Source organism: Sphingomonas aurantiaca, assembly GCF_003050705.1.
GTDB lineage: Bacteria > Pseudomonadota > Alphaproteobacteria > Sphingomonadales > Sphingomonadaceae > Sphingomonas > Sphingomonas aurantiaca.
The window spans coordinates 225,749-241,776 of sequence record NZ_QAOG01000002.1; the positions used below are offsets into that span (position 1 = coordinate 225,749).

General features: G+C 60.4%; 17 protein-coding genes and 2 tRNA genes. 8 read left to right on the forward strand and 11 right to left on the reverse strand.

Annotated features, from left to right (window positions below; all coding sequences use genetic code 11):
• The first annotated feature begins 19 nt into the window (after positions 1 to 19).
• Together C8J26_RS06490 and C8J26_RS06495 are read left to right on the forward strand one after the other, a co-directional pair.
• On the forward strand, positions 20 to 493 hold the full coding sequence (locus C8J26_RS06490; protein WP_107957231.1) for a hypothetical protein: 474 nt from the start codon (positions 20 to 22) through the stop codon (positions 491 to 493).
• Complete coding sequence (locus C8J26_RS06495) at positions 483 to 1,199, forward strand: ribonuclease T2 family protein (RefSeq protein ID WP_107957232.1); 717 nt, start codon at positions 483 to 485, stop codon at positions 1,197 to 1,199. The genes C8J26_RS06490 and C8J26_RS06495 overlap by 11 nt, the downstream gene beginning before the upstream one ends.
• A gap of 29 nt (positions 1,200 to 1,228) precedes the next feature.
• Here the strand turns inward: C8J26_RS06495 and C8J26_RS06500 are convergent, their stop codons facing one another.
• From C8J26_RS06500 to rpsA, 5 genes are all read right to left on the reverse strand, one after another.
• Positions 1,229 to 1,654, reverse strand: a complete 426-nt coding sequence (locus tag C8J26_RS06500) for a DUF4112 domain-containing protein (RefSeq protein ID WP_056419994.1) — start codon at positions 1,652 to 1,654, stop codon at positions 1,229 to 1,231.
• Positions 1,655 to 1,659: 5 nt separating this feature from the next.
• Positions 1,660 to 3,069: an ABC transporter substrate-binding protein gene (locus tag C8J26_RS06505; RefSeq protein WP_244185192.1), complete on the reverse strand. Its 1,410-nt coding sequence runs from the start codon at positions 3,067 to 3,069 to the stop codon at positions 1,660 to 1,662.
• 44 nt (positions 3,070 to 3,113) lie between these two features.
• A tRNA-Leu gene (locus C8J26_RS06510) sits at positions 3,114 to 3,197 on the reverse strand.
• 94 nt (positions 3,198 to 3,291) lie between these two features.
• Positions 3,292 to 3,570 (reverse strand): integration host factor subunit beta, encoded by a 279-nt coding sequence (ihfB, locus tag C8J26_RS06515; RefSeq protein WP_055879632.1) that lies wholly within the window; start codon positions 3,568 to 3,570, stop codon positions 3,292 to 3,294.
• 160 nt (positions 3,571 to 3,730) lie between these two features.
• On the reverse strand, positions 3,731 to 5,449 hold the full coding sequence (gene rpsA / locus C8J26_RS06520; protein WP_055879635.1) for a 30S ribosomal protein S1: 1,719 nt from the start codon (positions 5,447 to 5,449) through the stop codon (positions 3,731 to 3,733).
• 276 nt (positions 5,450 to 5,725) lie between these two features.
• Here rpsA and C8J26_RS06525 point away from each other — a divergent pair, with 276 nt between their 5' ends.
• A complete protein-coding gene (locus tag C8J26_RS06525; protein ID WP_056419993.1) occupies positions 5,726 to 5,983 on the forward strand; it encodes a SemiSWEET family transporter in 258 nt (85 codons plus the stop codon).
• A gap of 246 nt (positions 5,984 to 6,229) precedes the next feature.
• On the opposite strand, the gene cmk is transcribed toward C8J26_RS06525, so the two are convergent.
• The gene (cmk, locus tag C8J26_RS06530; protein WP_055879641.1) at positions 6,230 to 6,865 is read right to left on the reverse strand and encodes a (d)CMP kinase; all 636 of its coding nucleotides are present in this window, start codon (positions 6,863 to 6,865) and stop codon (positions 6,230 to 6,232) included.
• A 1-nt stretch (position 6,866) separates the two neighbouring features.
• Positions 6,867 to 8,201 carry a 3-phosphoshikimate 1-carboxyvinyltransferase gene (aroA, locus tag C8J26_RS06535; RefSeq protein ID WP_107957234.1) on the reverse strand — a complete coding sequence of 445 codons (1,335 nt, stop codon included), beginning with the start codon at positions 8,199 to 8,201 and terminating at the stop codon, positions 6,867 to 6,869.
• 99 nt (positions 8,202 to 8,300) lie between these two features.
• Between aroA and C8J26_RS06540 the strand changes: the two genes are divergently transcribed.
• The 4 genes from C8J26_RS06540 (at position 8,301) to C8J26_RS20050 (ending at position 10,927) form a co-directional block, all read left to right on the forward strand.
• Complete coding sequence (locus C8J26_RS06540; RefSeq protein ID WP_031395784.1) at positions 8,301 to 8,627, forward strand: TIGR02300 family protein; 327 nt, start codon at positions 8,301 to 8,303, stop codon at positions 8,625 to 8,627.
• A gap of 82 nt (positions 8,628 to 8,709) precedes the next feature.
• Positions 8,710 to 8,785 (forward strand) — tRNA-Ala (locus C8J26_RS06545).
• 90 nt (positions 8,786 to 8,875) lie between these two features.
• Positions 8,876 to 10,432: a DUF6538 domain-containing protein gene (locus C8J26_RS06550; RefSeq protein ID WP_341871495.1), complete on the forward strand. Its 1,557-nt coding sequence runs from the start codon at positions 8,876 to 8,878 to the stop codon at positions 10,430 to 10,432.
• Between the two features lie 81 nt (positions 10,433 to 10,513).
• A complete protein-coding gene (locus C8J26_RS20050) occupies positions 10,514 to 10,927 on the forward strand; it encodes a hypothetical protein (RefSeq protein WP_146168783.1) in 414 nt (137 codons plus the stop codon).
• Positions 10,928 to 10,958: 31 nt separating this feature from the next.
• On the opposite strand, the gene C8J26_RS06560 is transcribed toward C8J26_RS20050, so the two are convergent.
• The 4 genes from C8J26_RS06560 to C8J26_RS06570 form a co-directional block, all read right to left on the reverse strand.
• On the reverse strand, positions 10,959 to 11,795 hold the full coding sequence (locus C8J26_RS06560; protein WP_146168784.1) for a hypothetical protein: 837 nt from the start codon (positions 11,793 to 11,795) through the stop codon (positions 10,959 to 10,961).
• A 526-nt stretch (positions 11,796 to 12,321) separates the two neighbouring features.
• Positions 12,322 to 12,834, reverse strand: a complete 513-nt coding sequence (locus C8J26_RS06565) for a hypothetical protein (RefSeq protein WP_107957238.1) — start codon at positions 12,832 to 12,834, stop codon at positions 12,322 to 12,324.
• A gap of 27 nt (positions 12,835 to 12,861) precedes the next feature.
• Complete coding sequence (locus tag C8J26_RS20055) at positions 12,862 to 13,125, reverse strand: hypothetical protein (protein ID WP_146168785.1); 264 nt, start codon at positions 13,123 to 13,125, stop codon at positions 12,862 to 12,864.
• Between the two features lie 990 nt (positions 13,126 to 14,115).
• Positions 14,116 to 14,691, reverse strand: a complete 576-nt coding sequence (locus tag C8J26_RS06570) for a recombinase family protein (protein ID WP_107957239.1) — start codon at positions 14,689 to 14,691, stop codon at positions 14,116 to 14,118.
• Positions 14,692 to 15,310: 619 nt separating this feature from the next.
• On the opposite strand from C8J26_RS06570, the gene C8J26_RS20060 reads away from it, so the two are divergent.
• The gene (locus C8J26_RS20060; protein ID WP_208631338.1) at positions 15,311 to 16,018 is read left to right on the forward strand and encodes a hypothetical protein; all 708 of its coding nucleotides are present in this window, start codon (positions 15,311 to 15,313) and stop codon (positions 16,016 to 16,018) included.
• Positions 16,019 to 16,028: the final 10 nt, after the last annotated feature.

Here is a 16,028-nt window from a genome sequence, read left to right on the forward strand (position 1 = left end):
CGGGCAAAGGGCCGAGACTATGAACAGACCGCCATCCATACGCTGGTACGAACGGCTGTACCTTGCGTCGTTCGTGCTGGGGCTCGTCGCTTCCGCGGTCAGCTGGTCGCAGCGTTCCGCGGTCCTGCACGCCAATCCGATCCTGGCGAAGGCCGAGTGGATACTGCCGACGACGCAGGCGATGAGCATCGCGATCGCGCTGCTGCTCTGGTACTTCACCGCACGACGCCCGAGCATCGTCGCCAAATGGGTTGTCGTGGTGTTCGCGGTGATCGGCGCGCTCAGCATCCTGCTGTCGCTCGGGACGCTGGCGATGGCGCGCGCGGTAAATGGCACGACGTTGTCGTTGTCGGTCTTGGCCAACCTGCTCTACATCGCCGCCGCGGTGATGCTGTTCAAATTCGACGCGCAACTATGGTTTGGCGAGACGCCCGAGATGGACGACGAGGGTGACGACTATGTCAGCGACAGGGATGTGCCGCATGTCGGTTAAGATGACACTCGCCGCCGTCGCGGTGTTGGCGGTACCGGTTGCGGCGCACGCGCAGACCTATCAATGCTCGGCGCCATCTTCGGTCGAGCGAGTCCACCAGGATCTGCCGTCCGAGAGCCAACCCAAGCGCGTCATCCCGATCGGTAGCTATACGCTCGCGATCACCTGGGCCCCGCAATATTGCCGCGACAATGGTGATCGCCCGGGGTCGGCGTTCCAGTGCGGCGTGGAAAACCGGTTCGGTTTCACGCTGCACGGGCTCTGGCCCGACGGCGTCGGCAAGGACTGGCCGCAATATTGTCGCGAGGCCGAATTCGTCCCGCCGCCGGTGATCCGGGCGCATCTGTGCACGACGCCGTCGGCGCAGTTGCTGCAGCACGAATGGGCAAAGCATGGCACCTGTATGCCCGGCTATCGTCCGGCGCAGTATTTCGCGCAGTCCGCCGCGTTGTACGGCAAGCTCCGATTTCCCGAGATGGACGCCGCATCGCGCACGTCGCTGACCGCGGCGCGGTTCGCGGCACTGATGGCGGGCGCCAACCCCGGGCTCAAGCCGGACATGATGCGCGTGACCGCGACGAAGCAAGGCTGGCTCGACGAGATCTGGATCTGCCTCGACCGTCGGTTCCGCTACCGCCGATGCCCGGTTCACCAGGGCGGGCTTGCCCCCGCGGCGCCGCACAAGATCTGGCGCGGCGCGCGCTAGTCACGCGCGCAGCCTCGACCGTCACGCGCTCAGAGGTCGAGCGTGGCGGTCGAGGGGTGATGCTTGTCGAGATGCCGCTTGATGATGCGCAGGTTGCGCGTGTTCGAGCGGAAGAAGAAATCGGGGATCGCGCCGACGAACGGGATCATCCCCAGCGCCCAGTCGACGCCGACATTGCCGAACATCCGCGCCATTTGGACCTTCGACATGCCGATGTTGCGCGCTTCCCACGCCATCCAGCCGCCGACCGCCGCCGCGATCGTGCTGCCGGCAAAGGGGATGACGTCGAGGATCACGTCAAGACCGACCTTGCGGTTCGTCCCGGGGATCACGAACAACCCCTCCATAACTCGCTCCATCGCCTCGACCCGGCGGCGGACCGACAAGGCGTCGCGTCCCATCGGCAGCGTGTCGAGGATCGATCCAGGCGCTAGGCGTGTCGGGCGTTGTGTCATGGATGTCAGTTGGTGTCGGCGCGCAACCGGTTCAACGGGTGCCAGGCGCGGACGTTGGGCTGCCACTGCCGCAACCGCGTGGACACGAGCGACCATCGGAGTGGCCGCGCAAGTGGAATGAAGGCGACGTCCGCGTTCATTGCGGCATCCGCCTCGGCGATCCGTCGGGCGCGGTCCGCAAGAGTCGGTGCCTCGCGCGCGGCGGTGATCGCTGCCTGCGCACCGTCCCCGCACAGGACGCAGGCGGTGGCGAGGTACCAGCGCGCGCTGTCATAGGGCGCGACCGCATCGACCAGCACCAGCTCGGCTTCGGCATCCTGTGCGACACGCTCAGGCGTTATTCCGACGGCGATCAGCGAGGCGGCGACCTGCGCATAGAGCAACGTCGCACCGGGGCCGCTCGGGAGTGCGATCCGGAGCGACACCGGTCCGCCCGACCATGCCGCCACCCGCTGCCGTGCCGCAATCCGGCGCTCATCCTGCGTCAGCAGCGTCCAGCCTGGAACCTGCGGCAGCGCGGCGGAATCGAGGATGTCGGGCAGGATGCGATCCGCCGCATCCCAGTTCGGCGCGATCGCGGCGGTCAGCGCGGTGCGATCGATCGCCTCCGCCACCGCCTCGCGGTTCGCGGCATCGGCGAGGAACCCATCGCGGCGCACGATCGCGAGTCCGAACAGGCCGGCGGCAGGATCGACGCGGAGGTTGGCCGGAGACACTTCGGCGGTCGCCAGCAAGGGCCAGTCGACGAAGCTGCCACCGCTGACCAGATCCGAATCATGATGCGCGAATCGTGCGATCGCGCGCGCTGCCCGCTCGCCGATCAGCCGGACGTCCTTCTCGGGTCTGGTCGCGCGCTGGTCTTCGGGATCGGCCTGGTTGGGATCGAAGGCGGGGCGCAGCAGCGGCGACCTCCCGCGCGAGGCGACTCGAAACGGCCCGCTTCCGCCGGCGGGCGTCACGCGGAGAAGCGCAAGCTCGGGCTGCGCGAACAGCTTGAGCAGGTCGGGGCGCGGGCGGCCCAGCCGGACTTCGATCACCTGCGGGGTCATCGCGACGATCTCGTCGATCGCGGTGAGAAACGGTGCGAGCGGATTGCGCGAGCCGGATGCGATCTGTCGGTTGAGGATCGCAACGACCTGATCGGCGGTGACTGGCGTACCATCGCCCCAATCGCCTTCGCGCAGGCGGAAGATATAGCTCATGCCGCCGTCGATCACGATCCAGCGCTCGGCCAGGCCGGGCTCGATCTGGCCGGCGGCGTCGAAACGGACCAGGCCTTGCGCGGTCGAGTCGATCAGCAGGCGGCTCGGCGTGTCGATCGGCTGGCGGCGGGGATCGACGAGACGGGGCGGGGCGCCGATCGCGCTGACGATGACGGGGCCCGTATCGGGCCGCCGCTGATCGCAGCCAGTCAATATCGTGCCAAGCCCACAGCAGAGGCTTATAAAGAGAGCCGCTTTGGTGCGGACGGCGGGACTCGAACCCGCACTCCTAGGGAGGGAGATTTTAAGTCTCCTGCGTCTACCGGTTTCGCCACGTCCGCACACACCCCCAACAAGACGACGCCGTCCGTCGGGTCAACCCATCAAGGGTAGAAACTCGACCGAACGGCGCCGGATGCTGGAAATTGGTGCGCGTCACACGTTCAGGCGTGCACGCATTTCCTTGCCAGGCTTGAAATAGGGAACGCGTTTTGCGTCGACCGCGACGACTTCGCCGGTGCGTGGGTTGCGGCCGGTGCGCGCATCGCGTGCCCGCGTGGAGAAGGCGCCGAAGCCGCGCAGCTCGACCCGGCCGTCAGCCGCCAGGCGCTTCGAGATCTCGTCGAAAAACGTGCTGACGATCAACTCGACTTCGTTCGGTTGCAGGTCCGGATGCGCCTCGGCGATCTTGAGGACCAGTTCAGATCGAATCATTCGTTTTCCCGCTCGTTTGGCAGTTCCGCTTGTTGACCTAAGTCAACTTGCGAAGCGTTAGCACTAAATCGAGCGTAATGAAAAACCAAAATGGAATAGGCAATAAAAAGCCCGGCATGTTTGGGACATGCCGGGCCAATTTATCGGTAAGGCGTTAACCTTACTTCTTTTCGGCTTCCGTGCGAGCCTTCAAGGCTTCGCCCAAGATGTTGCCCAGAGTCGCGCCGGAATCCGACGAACCATACTGTGCGACAGCCTGCTTCTCTTCCGAGATCTGCATTGCCTTGATCGAGAAGGTCGGCTTCTTCGAACGATCGAAGCCCGTCACCATCGCGTCGAACTTCTGGCCGACCTGGAAACGCTCCGGACGCTGCTCGTCGCGATCGCGACCCAGATCCGTGCGCTTGATGAAGCCGGTCGCGCCATCGTCGCCCTGCTGTACTTCGAGACCCGCGTCGCGGACTTCGAGAACGGTGACCGTGACGATCGCGTTCTTGTTCAGCTTGTCGCCTGCTGCTGCGATGCCGCCGGCCGAAGGCCCGCCACGCTCGAGCTGCTTCATGCCGAGCGAGATACGCTCCTTCTCGGCGTCGATGTCGAGCACGACGGCCTCGACGGTCTCACCCTTGCGATGCAGGTTGAGCGCGTCCTCGCCCGAAACGCCCCAGGCGATGTCGGACATGTGGACCATGCCGTCGACGTCGTTGTCGAGGCCGATGAACAGACCGAATTCGGTCGCGTTCTTGACTTCGCCTTCAACGGTCGAGCCGATCGGATGCGCGGCAGCGAAGGCCTCCCAAGGATTGGCCTGAGCCTGCTTGAGGCCGAGCGAGATGCGACGCTTCTCGGAATCGACTTCGAGGACCATGACGTCGACTTCCTGCGAGGTCGACACGATCTTGCCCGGATGGACGTTCTTCTTGGTCCAGGACATTTCCGACACGTGGACGAGGCCTTCGATGCCCGCTTCCAGCTCGACGAACGCACCATATTCGGTGATGTTCGTGACGCGGCCGGTGAGCTTTGCGCCGACCGGATACTTGACCATCGCGCCATCCCAGGGATCGCTCTCCAGCTGCTTCATGCCGAGGCTGATGCGCTGGGTGTCCTTGTTGATGCGGATGATCTGCACCTTGACGGTGTCGCCGATGTTCAGAACTTCGCTCGGGTGACCGACGCGCTTGTAGCTGAGATCGGTGACGTGCAGCAGACCATCGATGCCGCCGAGATCAACGAACGCACCGTAATCGGTGATGTTCTTGACGACGCCGTCGATGATCTGGCCCTCGGCGAGGCTCAGGATCAGGCCCGAACGCTGCTCTGCGCGCGTCTCTTCGAGAACGGCGCGACGCGACACGACGATGTTGCCGCGCTTGCGGTCCATCTTGAGGATCTGGAAGGGCTGGGGGATATCCATCAGCGGGGTGACATCGCGCACGGGGCGGATATCGACCTGCGAGCCCGGCAGGAACGCGACGGCGCCGTTCAGGTCGACGGTGAAGCCACCCTTCACGCGGCCGAAGATCACGCCCTCGACGCGGGTTGTCTTCGAGAATTCGGTTTCCAGCTTGTCCCATGCGGCTTCGCGGCGCGCACGATCGCGGCTGAGCATTGCTTCGCCGTGGACGTTCTCGACGCGGTCGACATAGACTTCGACTTCGTCGCCGACCTTGAGGTCAGCCTTCTGGCCCGGCGCTGCGAATTCGCGAAGCGGCACGCGGCCTTCCGACTTCAGACCGACGTCGATGACGGCCATGTCGTTCTCGATGCCGGTCACGGTGCCATGCACCACGCGGCCCTCGAAGCTGTCGGCGTCGCCGAGCGTTTCGTTCAGCATCGCCGCGAAATCGTCGCGGGTCGGCATTACCTGGGTTGCCATAGAATTCAGTAATCCTAGTCTGTTTCCGGCCAAGCGGTTGGGTCCGCTGGTCTTGGCCTTCGTTGCCGCGACGACCGAACGTCGAACGCGGCATCCGGACGGCACGAGGCGCAGAGGACGTAGACGCTGCATGCGAAAACGGCGCGTGAGACTCACAGGTCTCCGCGCCTTCCTCCACGAGCATCGCTCGCCGGACGTCTCCGTGTAGCGGAAACCACGTCTCGGAGCAAGTTCGCCGCTGCGGCGTTAGGGGCTGCTCACAACAGGAGCGAAGATTTGAGCGAACGCGGCATTCTCGTGCTGGGCTGGATCGCCACGGCGACGGCGATCGTGATGTATCTGTCGTATATCGACCAGATCATGCTGAACCTCGGCGGGCAGAAGGGTTCGGTGGTCCAGCCGTTCGCGACGATGGTCAATTGCGGGCTGTGGGTGGCGTATGGCGTGCTGAAGAAGAAGCGCGACTGGCCGATCGCGGTGGCGAACTTTCCGGGTGTGGTACTCGGGGCGATTACGCTGGCGACGGCGCTTTAAAAGGGCGGAAGCTCCCAGCTTCACTTGTTCTCCCGCGAAGGCGAGAGCCTAGTCTGGGTCCCCGCCTTCGCGGGGAAACACTGTTAATGCACGGAGCCCTAACCCAACCCAGACACCACCCCGGCGAAGGCCGGGGCCCAAATGGGGGACGGTACTGGCCTAGGATAGCGCTCCGTTACTGCGACCTTTCCAACTGGGCCCCGGCCTCCGCCGGGGTGGTGTTCCTTTCCTTGTGAGAGGAAAGGCTTAAACCGCCGCCTTCTTCGCCCGCTGCGCCTCGACCAGCGCCACCGCGCGCTGCACCGAGGCCTCGATCGACAGGAAGCTCGTATCGAGCAGCGCCGCATCCGCCGCCATCACCAGCGGCGCAGTCGACCGCCCGCTGTCCCGCGCATCCCTAGCCCGAATGTCCGCGAGCACCCGGTCCTTGCTCGCCGTCCCGCCGCGCGCCTGCAACTCCGCATGCCGCCGCTGTGCGCGAATGTTCGGGGTCGCCTTCACGAACAGCTTCGCGTCCGCATCGGGTGCGATCACCGTGCCGATATCGCGTCCGTCGAGGATCGCGCCACCCTCCTGCGCCGCGAACCGCTTCTGCCGCTGCATCAGCGCCGCGCGGACCAGCGGGTGTGCGGACACGATCGAGGCCAGCGCGCCGATATCGTCGTCGCGCAGTGCCGGATCGGTCATCATCGCATCGTCGAAATCGCACGCCGCGACCGAGTCGGCTTCGCTCTCGGGATCGAGCCCCATACGCGCCACGTTCAACGCGACCGCGCGGTACAGCAGCCCGGTATCGAGGTAGGGAAGCTTGTAATGCTTGGCCAAGGCGCGCGCGATCGTGCCCTTGCCCGATGCCGCCGGGCCGTCGACTGCGATGATCATCTTAATTCCCCTGGCCGGTAAGCGCGTCGAGCGACCGGAAGAACACGGGGTAGCTCGTCGCCACCGGCGATACATCATCGATCGTGACCGGCTCGTCGCTCCCAAGTCCAGCCACCACCATGCTCATTGCGATGCGATGATCGAGTTTCGAGGCCACCCGAGCGCCACCGCGAATCGCCGCGCCACCCGACCCGGTGATCGCCATGCCGTCCTCATATTCCTCGCAGGCCACGCCGCACGCCTCGAGCGCGATCCGCATCGTCGTGATCCGGTCCGATTCCTTGACACGCAGCTCGTGTGCACCGCGTGCGATCGTCGTGCCGGTCGCGAACGCCGCGGCGACGAACAGCACCGGATATTCGTCGATCATGCTTGGCGCGAGATCGGCCGGCACCTCGATCGCGGTCAGGGCCGCGTGACGCACCCGCAGGTCCGCGACCGGCTCGCCGCCGACGGTCCGCGGGTCGAGCTCGGTGATGTCCGCGCCCATCATGCGCAGCGCCGTGACGATGCCGATCCGCGTCGGGTTCAGCCCGACATTGCGCACGACGATATCCGACCCCGGCACGATCGACGCCGCGACCAGCCAGAACGCCGAGGACGACGGGTCGCCTGGCACGACGATGTCCTGCGGTCGTAGTTCCGCTTCCCCGGTGATCGAGATCACGCGGCCCGCGTCGGTCTCCTCGACGGTCAGCTTCGCGCCGAAGCCGGTCAGCATCCGCTCACTGTGATCGCGCGTCGCGACCGGTTCGATCACCGTCGTGATGCCGGGCGTGTTGAGCCCCGCCAGCAGGATCGCCGACTTCACCTGCGCGGAGGCGACCGGCAGCGTGTAGCTGATCGGTACCGCGGGGCAGATCCCGCGGACCATCAGCGGCAGCTTGCCGCCGGGCGAGGCGGTGATGTCCGCGCCCATCTGCGACAGCGGATCGATCACGCGGCCCATCGGCCGGCCCGACAGCGAGGCGTCGCCGGTAAAGGTGCAGGTGATCGGATGGCTCGAGACGAGCCCCATCAGCAACCGCGTCGACGTACCCGAATTGCCCATCTCCAGCGCGGTCTCGGGCTGGAGCAGCCCGCCGACGCCGACGCCGTCGACGACCCAGATGCCGTCGTCCTGCCGTTCGATCGTCGCGCCCATCGCGCGCATCGCCGCCGCGGTGGCGAGCACGTCCTCGCCCTCGAGCAGCCCGATGATCCGGCTGGTGCCGACCGCGAGACTGGCGAACATCAGCGCGCGGTGGCTGATCGACTTGTCGCCGGGAACCGCGATCGAACCGGTCAGGGGACCGCGCGCGACCACGTCGAGCGGTTGGGGGAGGGGGTGTGTCATCGGCCCGGGCTTTTGACAGTGGCCTTGCGCTATGGCAAGGCGCGCCCACTTTGCGAGGGTATCCCCCCGCAATCCATTCATCCGAAAGGTTCTATCGGCATGATCAAGCCGGAATGGGGCACGAAGCGTTCGTGCCCGAAATGCGCGACGCGTTTCTACGACCTCGAAAAAGCCGACCCCGTGACCTGCATCGAATGCGGGTATGCGTGGGAACCCGAGCCCATCCTGAAGTCGAAGCAGCCGCTGCCGTTCGAGGTCGCCAAGCCCGACACCAAGAAGCCCGACGCGGATCTCGAGGGTGACGAGGAAGAGGACATCGCCTCGATCACCGGCGAGGACGAAGAGCCATCGGCAGACGACGAAGTCGATCTGGGCGGTGACGACGACCTCGGCGTCGAGACGCCGCAGGACGAACACGAGCGGTAATAGAAAGAAATTTGGCAAGCGGTGTTTACGCCGCTTGCCAACCCGGGCGGCTCCGGTTAGTGAGCCGCCTCCCAACGGGAATGGGGCCGTAGCTCAGCTGGGAGAGCGTTCGCATGGCATGCGAAAGGTCAGGGGTTCGATCCCCCTCGGCTCCACCATTCTCTTTAAGCCGTTGAAATCACGGTAAAGTGTTGGGAAACAAAGGCTTTTTACAAGCGTCTAGTACAAAGGTACGAGGACGGAAGCCTATGTGTTCATACCTCCACAGAGCCCCTAACGGGGTCTATTATTTCCGCATGGGCATACCTGCGGACCTGCGGCCCTTCATGGCTGGGAAGCGGGAGATAAAGCGTTCGCTAGGTCTAAAGGACCGTGACGCCGCTAAAGCCGTGATACCCGATATGACGAAAGAGGCTCACGCCCTGCTTAAGCAAGCGGAGCGGGATCGTGACACGGCTGCAAAGCCTGCCCCTAAGCCTATACCTGCTAAGTCTGCTGCTCAGATTGAGCGGGATCGGCAACGGTGGGAGGCTGAGCAAGAGCAGGCCGAATACACGGCCAACGAATCATTCGCCGCTGATATGGAGCATGAAGCCCTAGGGCCGATCATGGATGCGCTTAGCGATGGCGTAGAGGCTGACGCTTCCCCGGCTGAGATAGCTAGGGCTGGGCGCTTGCTGGTCCTGCATGAGCGGGAGAGGGCAGGGGCGGAGCTGGAAGCCCTGCGAAATAGCCTACATGCTCGCTACGGACAAAATGCCCGCGCATCGGAAAGCCAAAATCAAGCCGTTGAATGCGAGCCTGTTACCGGGGCCGGTCTGTATCTCGACAAGGATATCTTAGACCGCTGGGCGGCAGAGCGGGGCGTCGTTCCCAAGGGCAAGGATACCCACAAGGCCGTAGCCAAATGGTTCTATGCCCGGACAGAGCGCAAGTCGGTCGAGCAAATCACGCGGCAGGACGTGCTGGCGTTCAAGGACAAGCTGCTCAATGAGGGGCAGACAGTCGCCAATACGAACATGAAGCTGTCCCGCCTACGGACGTTGATTGGCTGGGCGTATCAGAACGATCTAGCGCCAACGAACGTAGCTGAGGGCATTAGCGTCAAGGTTGCCGACAGCGGTAAAACACAACGGCTTCCGTTCTCCCTGCCCGAGCTACAGGCCATCTTTGCCAGCCCGGTCTATGCCAATGGGGATCGCCCCAAGGGTGGCAGGCTTGAAGCTGCATACTGGCTACCGCTGCTCGGCTTATTCACTGGGGCGCGGCTAGAGGAAATTGGACAGCTTCGCGTGTCGGACGTGCAGCGTAAGGATTACCCCGATCAAGATGGCAAGATGCTGTCCGGTTGGTTCCTGAGCATCGCTGCCGGTACTGACGAACTGGGGCAGGCCAATCGGATTAAGAACGCTGCCAGTGAACGGCTTGTCCCACTGCATCCCGAGTTAGAACGGCTTGGCTTCATCACGTATGTTGAGAAGCTGGCCGATCAAAAGGGCAGGGTGTTCCCGGACCTAAAGCCGAATATCTACGGTCGCCATACCGCTAAATGGGGCGAATGGTTTGGGCGCTATCTGCGGACCGTTTGCGGTGTTGCAGACAAGCGTAAGGTTTTCCATTCCTTCCGGCATACCTTCAAGGATTACACCCGTAGGGCCAGGATCGCGGAGGGAGTGCAGCGGCAGTTAATGGGCCATGCTGGCCGAGACGTAGCAGATGACTACGGTAGCGGGTACGATCTGCTTAGCTTGGTCGAGGCTATGGCGTCCTACCGGGTGCCGGGGCTGGAAATTCAGAGGCGATAACGTCAAGAGAATACCCCGGTGGCGTTCCAGCCTTGCTGCTAGGATATAGCGAACATGAACTCACACCGGGGTATGTAGTCGATGACAACTGAGCAGGGTAGCAATCAGGCCGAACTCAGCCTTCGAGCACTTTTCGTTTTCGTAGCAGTAGTGGCCTATACAGTTTCCCCAGTCTTAAAATATGCCGACATAAGATGGACTGTTCTAGCAGCAGCTATCGGTGGGATCGGCGTGCAGCTTATGATGCTCGGGTCCAAAAGCTGGATTGGCATGATCGGGAGTCTACTAATGATTGGCGGACTGGTGTTTGGAGCCGAACTAATCTTTGACGCTACGCAGGTTCATACGGAAAATCAGCGCCGTTGCATGATTATTCAATCGGACATGCTTTCCGCAAAGCCCAAACGCAGCGATGCCGCCGATATCTTTCAAGCGCTAGGTTGCGTGCCCCAGCCGGTAGCGGGGGAGGAGGTGCCCCGCTTGGCGGCGACCTAAGGGCACGGATTAGGAACTACGGCAAAGTCGCTTATGCCGGATCATAGCCAAGCGGGACGCCAGCCTCCCGACGGGCCTGCTCCCCGGTCGGCGTAACGCGGTATCCCGTATCGGTCTGGAAACCGGCAACATCGCCTACCGGAGTACCGTGGGACTGACGGGCTTTCACCCCGGTCTGAGCTACTCGAATGCCGGTCACGTCCTGTCCGCCCTTGTAGGGATCATAGCCGGTCATGCTCTGCCCCGTCTGTGGGCCGCTGGGAGCCTTCGCTACGAGGGTGTAGCCGGTCGGACCCATGATCCATTGCGGGCCGGTCTGTTGCGCCTGAGCGGGCTGCTGAGCAGGCTGACGGGCAACGCCGGGAGGGGCATTGAAAGCGAATGAGCTTTTGACCACTTCACCGGGTGGTATCGAAGATGCCTCAGGAACATCAGGCGTTTCTGCATAGGCTTCGACAGTGCTACCCAGAGCATCGTCAACAGTCCAATTAGCTGCATCAGCCTCGGTTACTTCACCCTTGCTGATAGCCAATGCCTTTGCATCCTCAAGGATCATCGGAGCGAGGTTATCAAGATGGCCTTCGTCGCCGGTATTGTTATAGGCAGTCAGAGCCTTGTCATACATTGAAACCGTAGCGTCATCGCTGTTATGGATAAGATCGACAGCAATCTCTAAGGTGTTCTTCAATGCGGGAACGCGAGCCGTGAATGAGTTTAGAGCCGTGGAGTACGCGGCATTGGCCGGATAGCCTTTAGCCATCTCATCCTGAGCTTGCTTCTGTACTGAGCGGGGATTGTGCCCATGTACTGCAATCAGGGAAAGAGCGGCCTTCACCTTAATGGCTTGGCGGGGAGTTAGTGCGGTCATTGGTTTTACCTTTAGGAATTGAGTGGGGGTATGTCGCCAATCGTCGGGACTGGCGGGATCGAGCCTGAGCGAATGCAGGCGACTAGGAAGCGGAAGGCGTCTTTGCAGCGCGAGCTATCGACATACGGACGGCCAGCGGCCTCCCACAGCGCATGAACCTCAGCAGCGTTACGGCGGGCTATGTGCTGGGCATCTTCGGGGAGGTCGTAGAGTGCGGGAGTTACGGCCCGGTCTGATAGCTGGGGCCATCCGGCTTCCTGCTCTACAGCTTGCCGCGTCAGCAGCACGGACAGGTTAGCAGCTTCACCGGGTATGAAGGCGGCAGCGAGGGCTGGGTTGGGCCAAACCCTCATCAGCCATAATGATACAGCGCCCCATTCCACAAACGCCTTGGTGGCATCGGCGTAGGGGCCTGCTCGCTTCATCAGGTCGTCTAGGGTTTGCGGCTCGGTGTGCCACTTGGGTTCATAATCGGGACGGGGTGGCCTTGGTGGCGCTCCCGTTCCCCGATCATCAGGGTTAGACATTAGGCCGCTACCGCCGCGCCCTTAACATAGCCCCGCTGTTTACCGACGAAATACAGGCCGAACGCCTCTTGTGCGTTACCCGGTGCCAGCTTCATAATCTCGGCAGGGATGGCATGAGGCTTTACCGTTACGAGATATTCGTATGCAGCATCGTCCAGCCCGGCAAACCCCTTGCACTCAAACACCTTGGGGAGAGACTCCTTGGCGTCATTGTCCCAAGCCTTACGGGTATAATAGATCGTGAAAGCCGTATTCATCAGGTTGTGACCGGGTGTAGCGACAATTCGAATATCGGTGAAAGCCTTAAGCCGTTCCTCTCGCTCTACTTCACCTTGATTAGCAAGGGCGTCAGCAAAGCGATCCTTTGCATCAGCAAGGGCCTTAGCTACTTCATCGGCTTTAAGAATGGCAGGCTGGCCGATTAACTCGACAAGGTCCTTAATCTTGAGCAACTGGGCATCAAGGGTTTCAATCTCAGTGGCGATATCTGCAAGCGTGGTATTCTGTGTCATTGGTTTTCTTTCGTATGTATTGAGGGATTACGAACGGGGGGCGAACGGGCCGACCCGTAGTTTCTCGGCGCGGTAGGTGTGGATCGTGCCTGTATCGGCATCGACTGCGGCCATTAGAGCAGCCCGTCCCGGTCGGCCTGCGGGCTTACGGCAGAGGAAGTCAGGCAATTCGATGCCTAGGGCTTCCAATGTGAAGCGAACGCCAATCGTTACTCGGCGGTCGGTAGATGCGAGGTAGTCAGCAACGGGCTTGTTATTGATGCGGTCGGTATTAACGGTGACAGTATTCATAGTTTATCCTTTCATCGTGTGTAGGAACTTGTCCCAATGTAAAAGAGAGATAGCCCCCTTGCGTATAAGCAAACGGAAACGGGTAAATTAATGATATGGAATGGATCGCCTGCTAACTGCCAACAGGGGCAACGCTACAGTTAGCAGGCTGGCAATGCTCAGGGCCGATGGGCGACATTGGTTTGAATGAGCATTGCTTAGGGAGAGGAGCGGCTGACTTATGCGCCGTGATATGCTAGCCATGAAGCGGACCTGTTAAGGTGCAACGCTCCTACATTCCTCAGATTAGCTCAGTAGGTAGATAACTGGAAAACCAATGACGGAAACCCGAGTATCGTATGCCATATCAGTACAAAGACTAGGAGTGCCTCGATATTGATTACTGAGCTAATCTGAAGGATGCGTGTGAGGGTTACGGATTAGAGCCGTAGAGTACCGGAGATTGATCCGGGGTATCATAGATAATACTATGGTATCATCTTAGATTAGAGAATATTAAGCTGTATCCTAGCGTCCCCCCTACCCCCCAAGCCTCCGAAACCGGATGCTACCCGTAAGACGGATATGAGGATAATCGACTACATAGGCAGAGACGGAATGTCTCAGCTACAGTCAGTGGGCAGCAAATACAGCAGCATCATCTTGAGTTAGATCATACGTCGCTTGTAGAGCCTAGCGTCCGATACCGTGAGCCAAACTGTTAAAGTCGGCACACCCCTTCGCCCTGCGGCTAACCCTCGCGGGCTGTGGTATCTACAGTTATCGCACTGTCAGGCGTCCTAGGGCTTCCTAGCTTGGGCGGTGATGAATGGTTCTCTATGCAATACGGTACTAAAAGCCCCGCTGCCATACAGCCCCTCTCAGACTCATTCCGGTAATCAGACTGTGCAAGTACCCGGACCCTCCCTAATCGAGTCTGACGGCCTCCTGTGCGGCGATTGAGCGGGCCTTCCCGTCGCCTGCCCGGTATCAAGCCGGGGAGTACCCGGATCATGCAGCGCAATACCGGGATACCGTGGCCTTCGAGATACCGAAGTGCGCCATCGTCTGACTAATCGTGGCCCCGTTCGCCTTGCGCCAATCGGCCACCTCCTGAGCATCAGCGGCCCACGGCCTGCCCAAGCTAGCCTTACCGCGATGCGTCAGCCCCGTTGCAGCTATCGAAGCCCGAGCCGCTACCCGGCCACTCTCACACCGTTCCTTGATCCGATGCCGCTCCATGTCAGCCATCTGAGCTAGGACAGCTACGATCAACTCGCCTACGCCACGGCCAATAGGTCCAAGCCCCTTCACGTCCAGCGTTACGCCCCGCTCTAGCAGGCGGCGAACCGTGGCCTGTACGTCCAAGGCGTCACGGCCCAAGCGATCGAGGGCATAGACGTACAGCGTGTCACCCTCCCGAATGTAGTCCAGGAGCTTTCCGAAGCCGGGACGGTCTGCCGCCAACGTGGCCCCGCTTACGCCTTCATCGCTGAACTCACGGTCAAAGCCGTCACCTAACGCTTGGCGCTGGGCTTCAATGCTTTGGGCTTCGGTCGATACACGGAAGTAGGCAACGCGGCTCATGGCTTCATCCTCACAAGGTACGCCGGATATGTGAGGCATCCTCTCAACTCTGTCAAGTATGTTGTGAGGCATAGTGAGGATACCGCTGAAGCATGACTCACAAGCTACAACATGAGAGGCAGGCTGTTGGCAGGGCTAGCGATCCGCTGGGCTAGAGCTTGGCAACTGTGACACGTCATGCAGGGATGGAGAACCACGCGCGATAATGCAGGTCGCGCTAGGCGTGTCATAATCGCCTGAGGGGGCGGGCCGGGCATACGGGGAGAACCGCGCTCACTCTTGTCTGAATTGCCCTCTCGCAAATCTCTGTCGAAATTAGGCCGTAGGCGAGGCGGGGCTAGTCGAGTTGACCATAATCGAGCGGGGGATACAGTGGTGTCAGCTTGGCGGGTAAAGCACCGCGGCTGTGAACAAGGGTAATTAAATGTCAGGCGTAGAGGCAGTAAAGGATCTTATAAAACCCCCATTTGCAAATTACGATATCGTAGTTTACTTTGGATGTGGCCTATTCTCTCTACCATTTACAATGCATTACATAGGCGACCTTCGACTTAGTACTACCAGCTTTAAATTTAACATTGATCCTCCGTTTGTATCGACGCTTATAACGACGCTAACAGTGCTTTTCTCTGTCTATATATTGGGGCATATCATTGCCTATCTTGGCAGTCAGCTCATTGAAAAGGTTATGGATAGCCTGTTTGGAAAAGCCAGCCTCGTAATCCTTCGTGGTACTGAAACGAATAGAGACGACTTCAAAAAAATGATGCAGCAACAGATAAGGCTTGGCATTTCAAAACACATAGAGGAAGCAAGTTGGTTCAGTAGTATTGTGCGCTTCGTCTGCCATCTTCCAATATTACCGGCTTACATCGCAATATATCTGCTCAAGGTTTTTGGATTTTACAGAACAAGAATTTCACAAGATGTGATAACTGCTGCAAATGGCAAGGTCGCGAACGCGCATATCCCGGAGATTAAGCAGGGTAAAGAATGGTTCAAATCGCTCGAAGCAGTGGTAATGAATACCAATCCAAGTGCCACAGCGCGAATGTACAACTATTTAGTTATATCCGGATTATTTAGATCGGTATCAATTATTCTTTTAGCATCGGCATGGTTCGAGTTAATTTATACAATAATGAAATACAAAGGTTATAACGCTCCTGAGGGCTTGCTGATGTTTGGCAATAACGGTATTTACGCGCAGTCGATTAGTTATATTGCTGTTTGTGTAGTATACTTGTTTAGCCTTTTCTCTTACCTAAAATTCCAACGTCGATATGTGGAAGATGCAATATTTGCTTTCGTATATGCAAAGCCGTAACCCTGGTGAC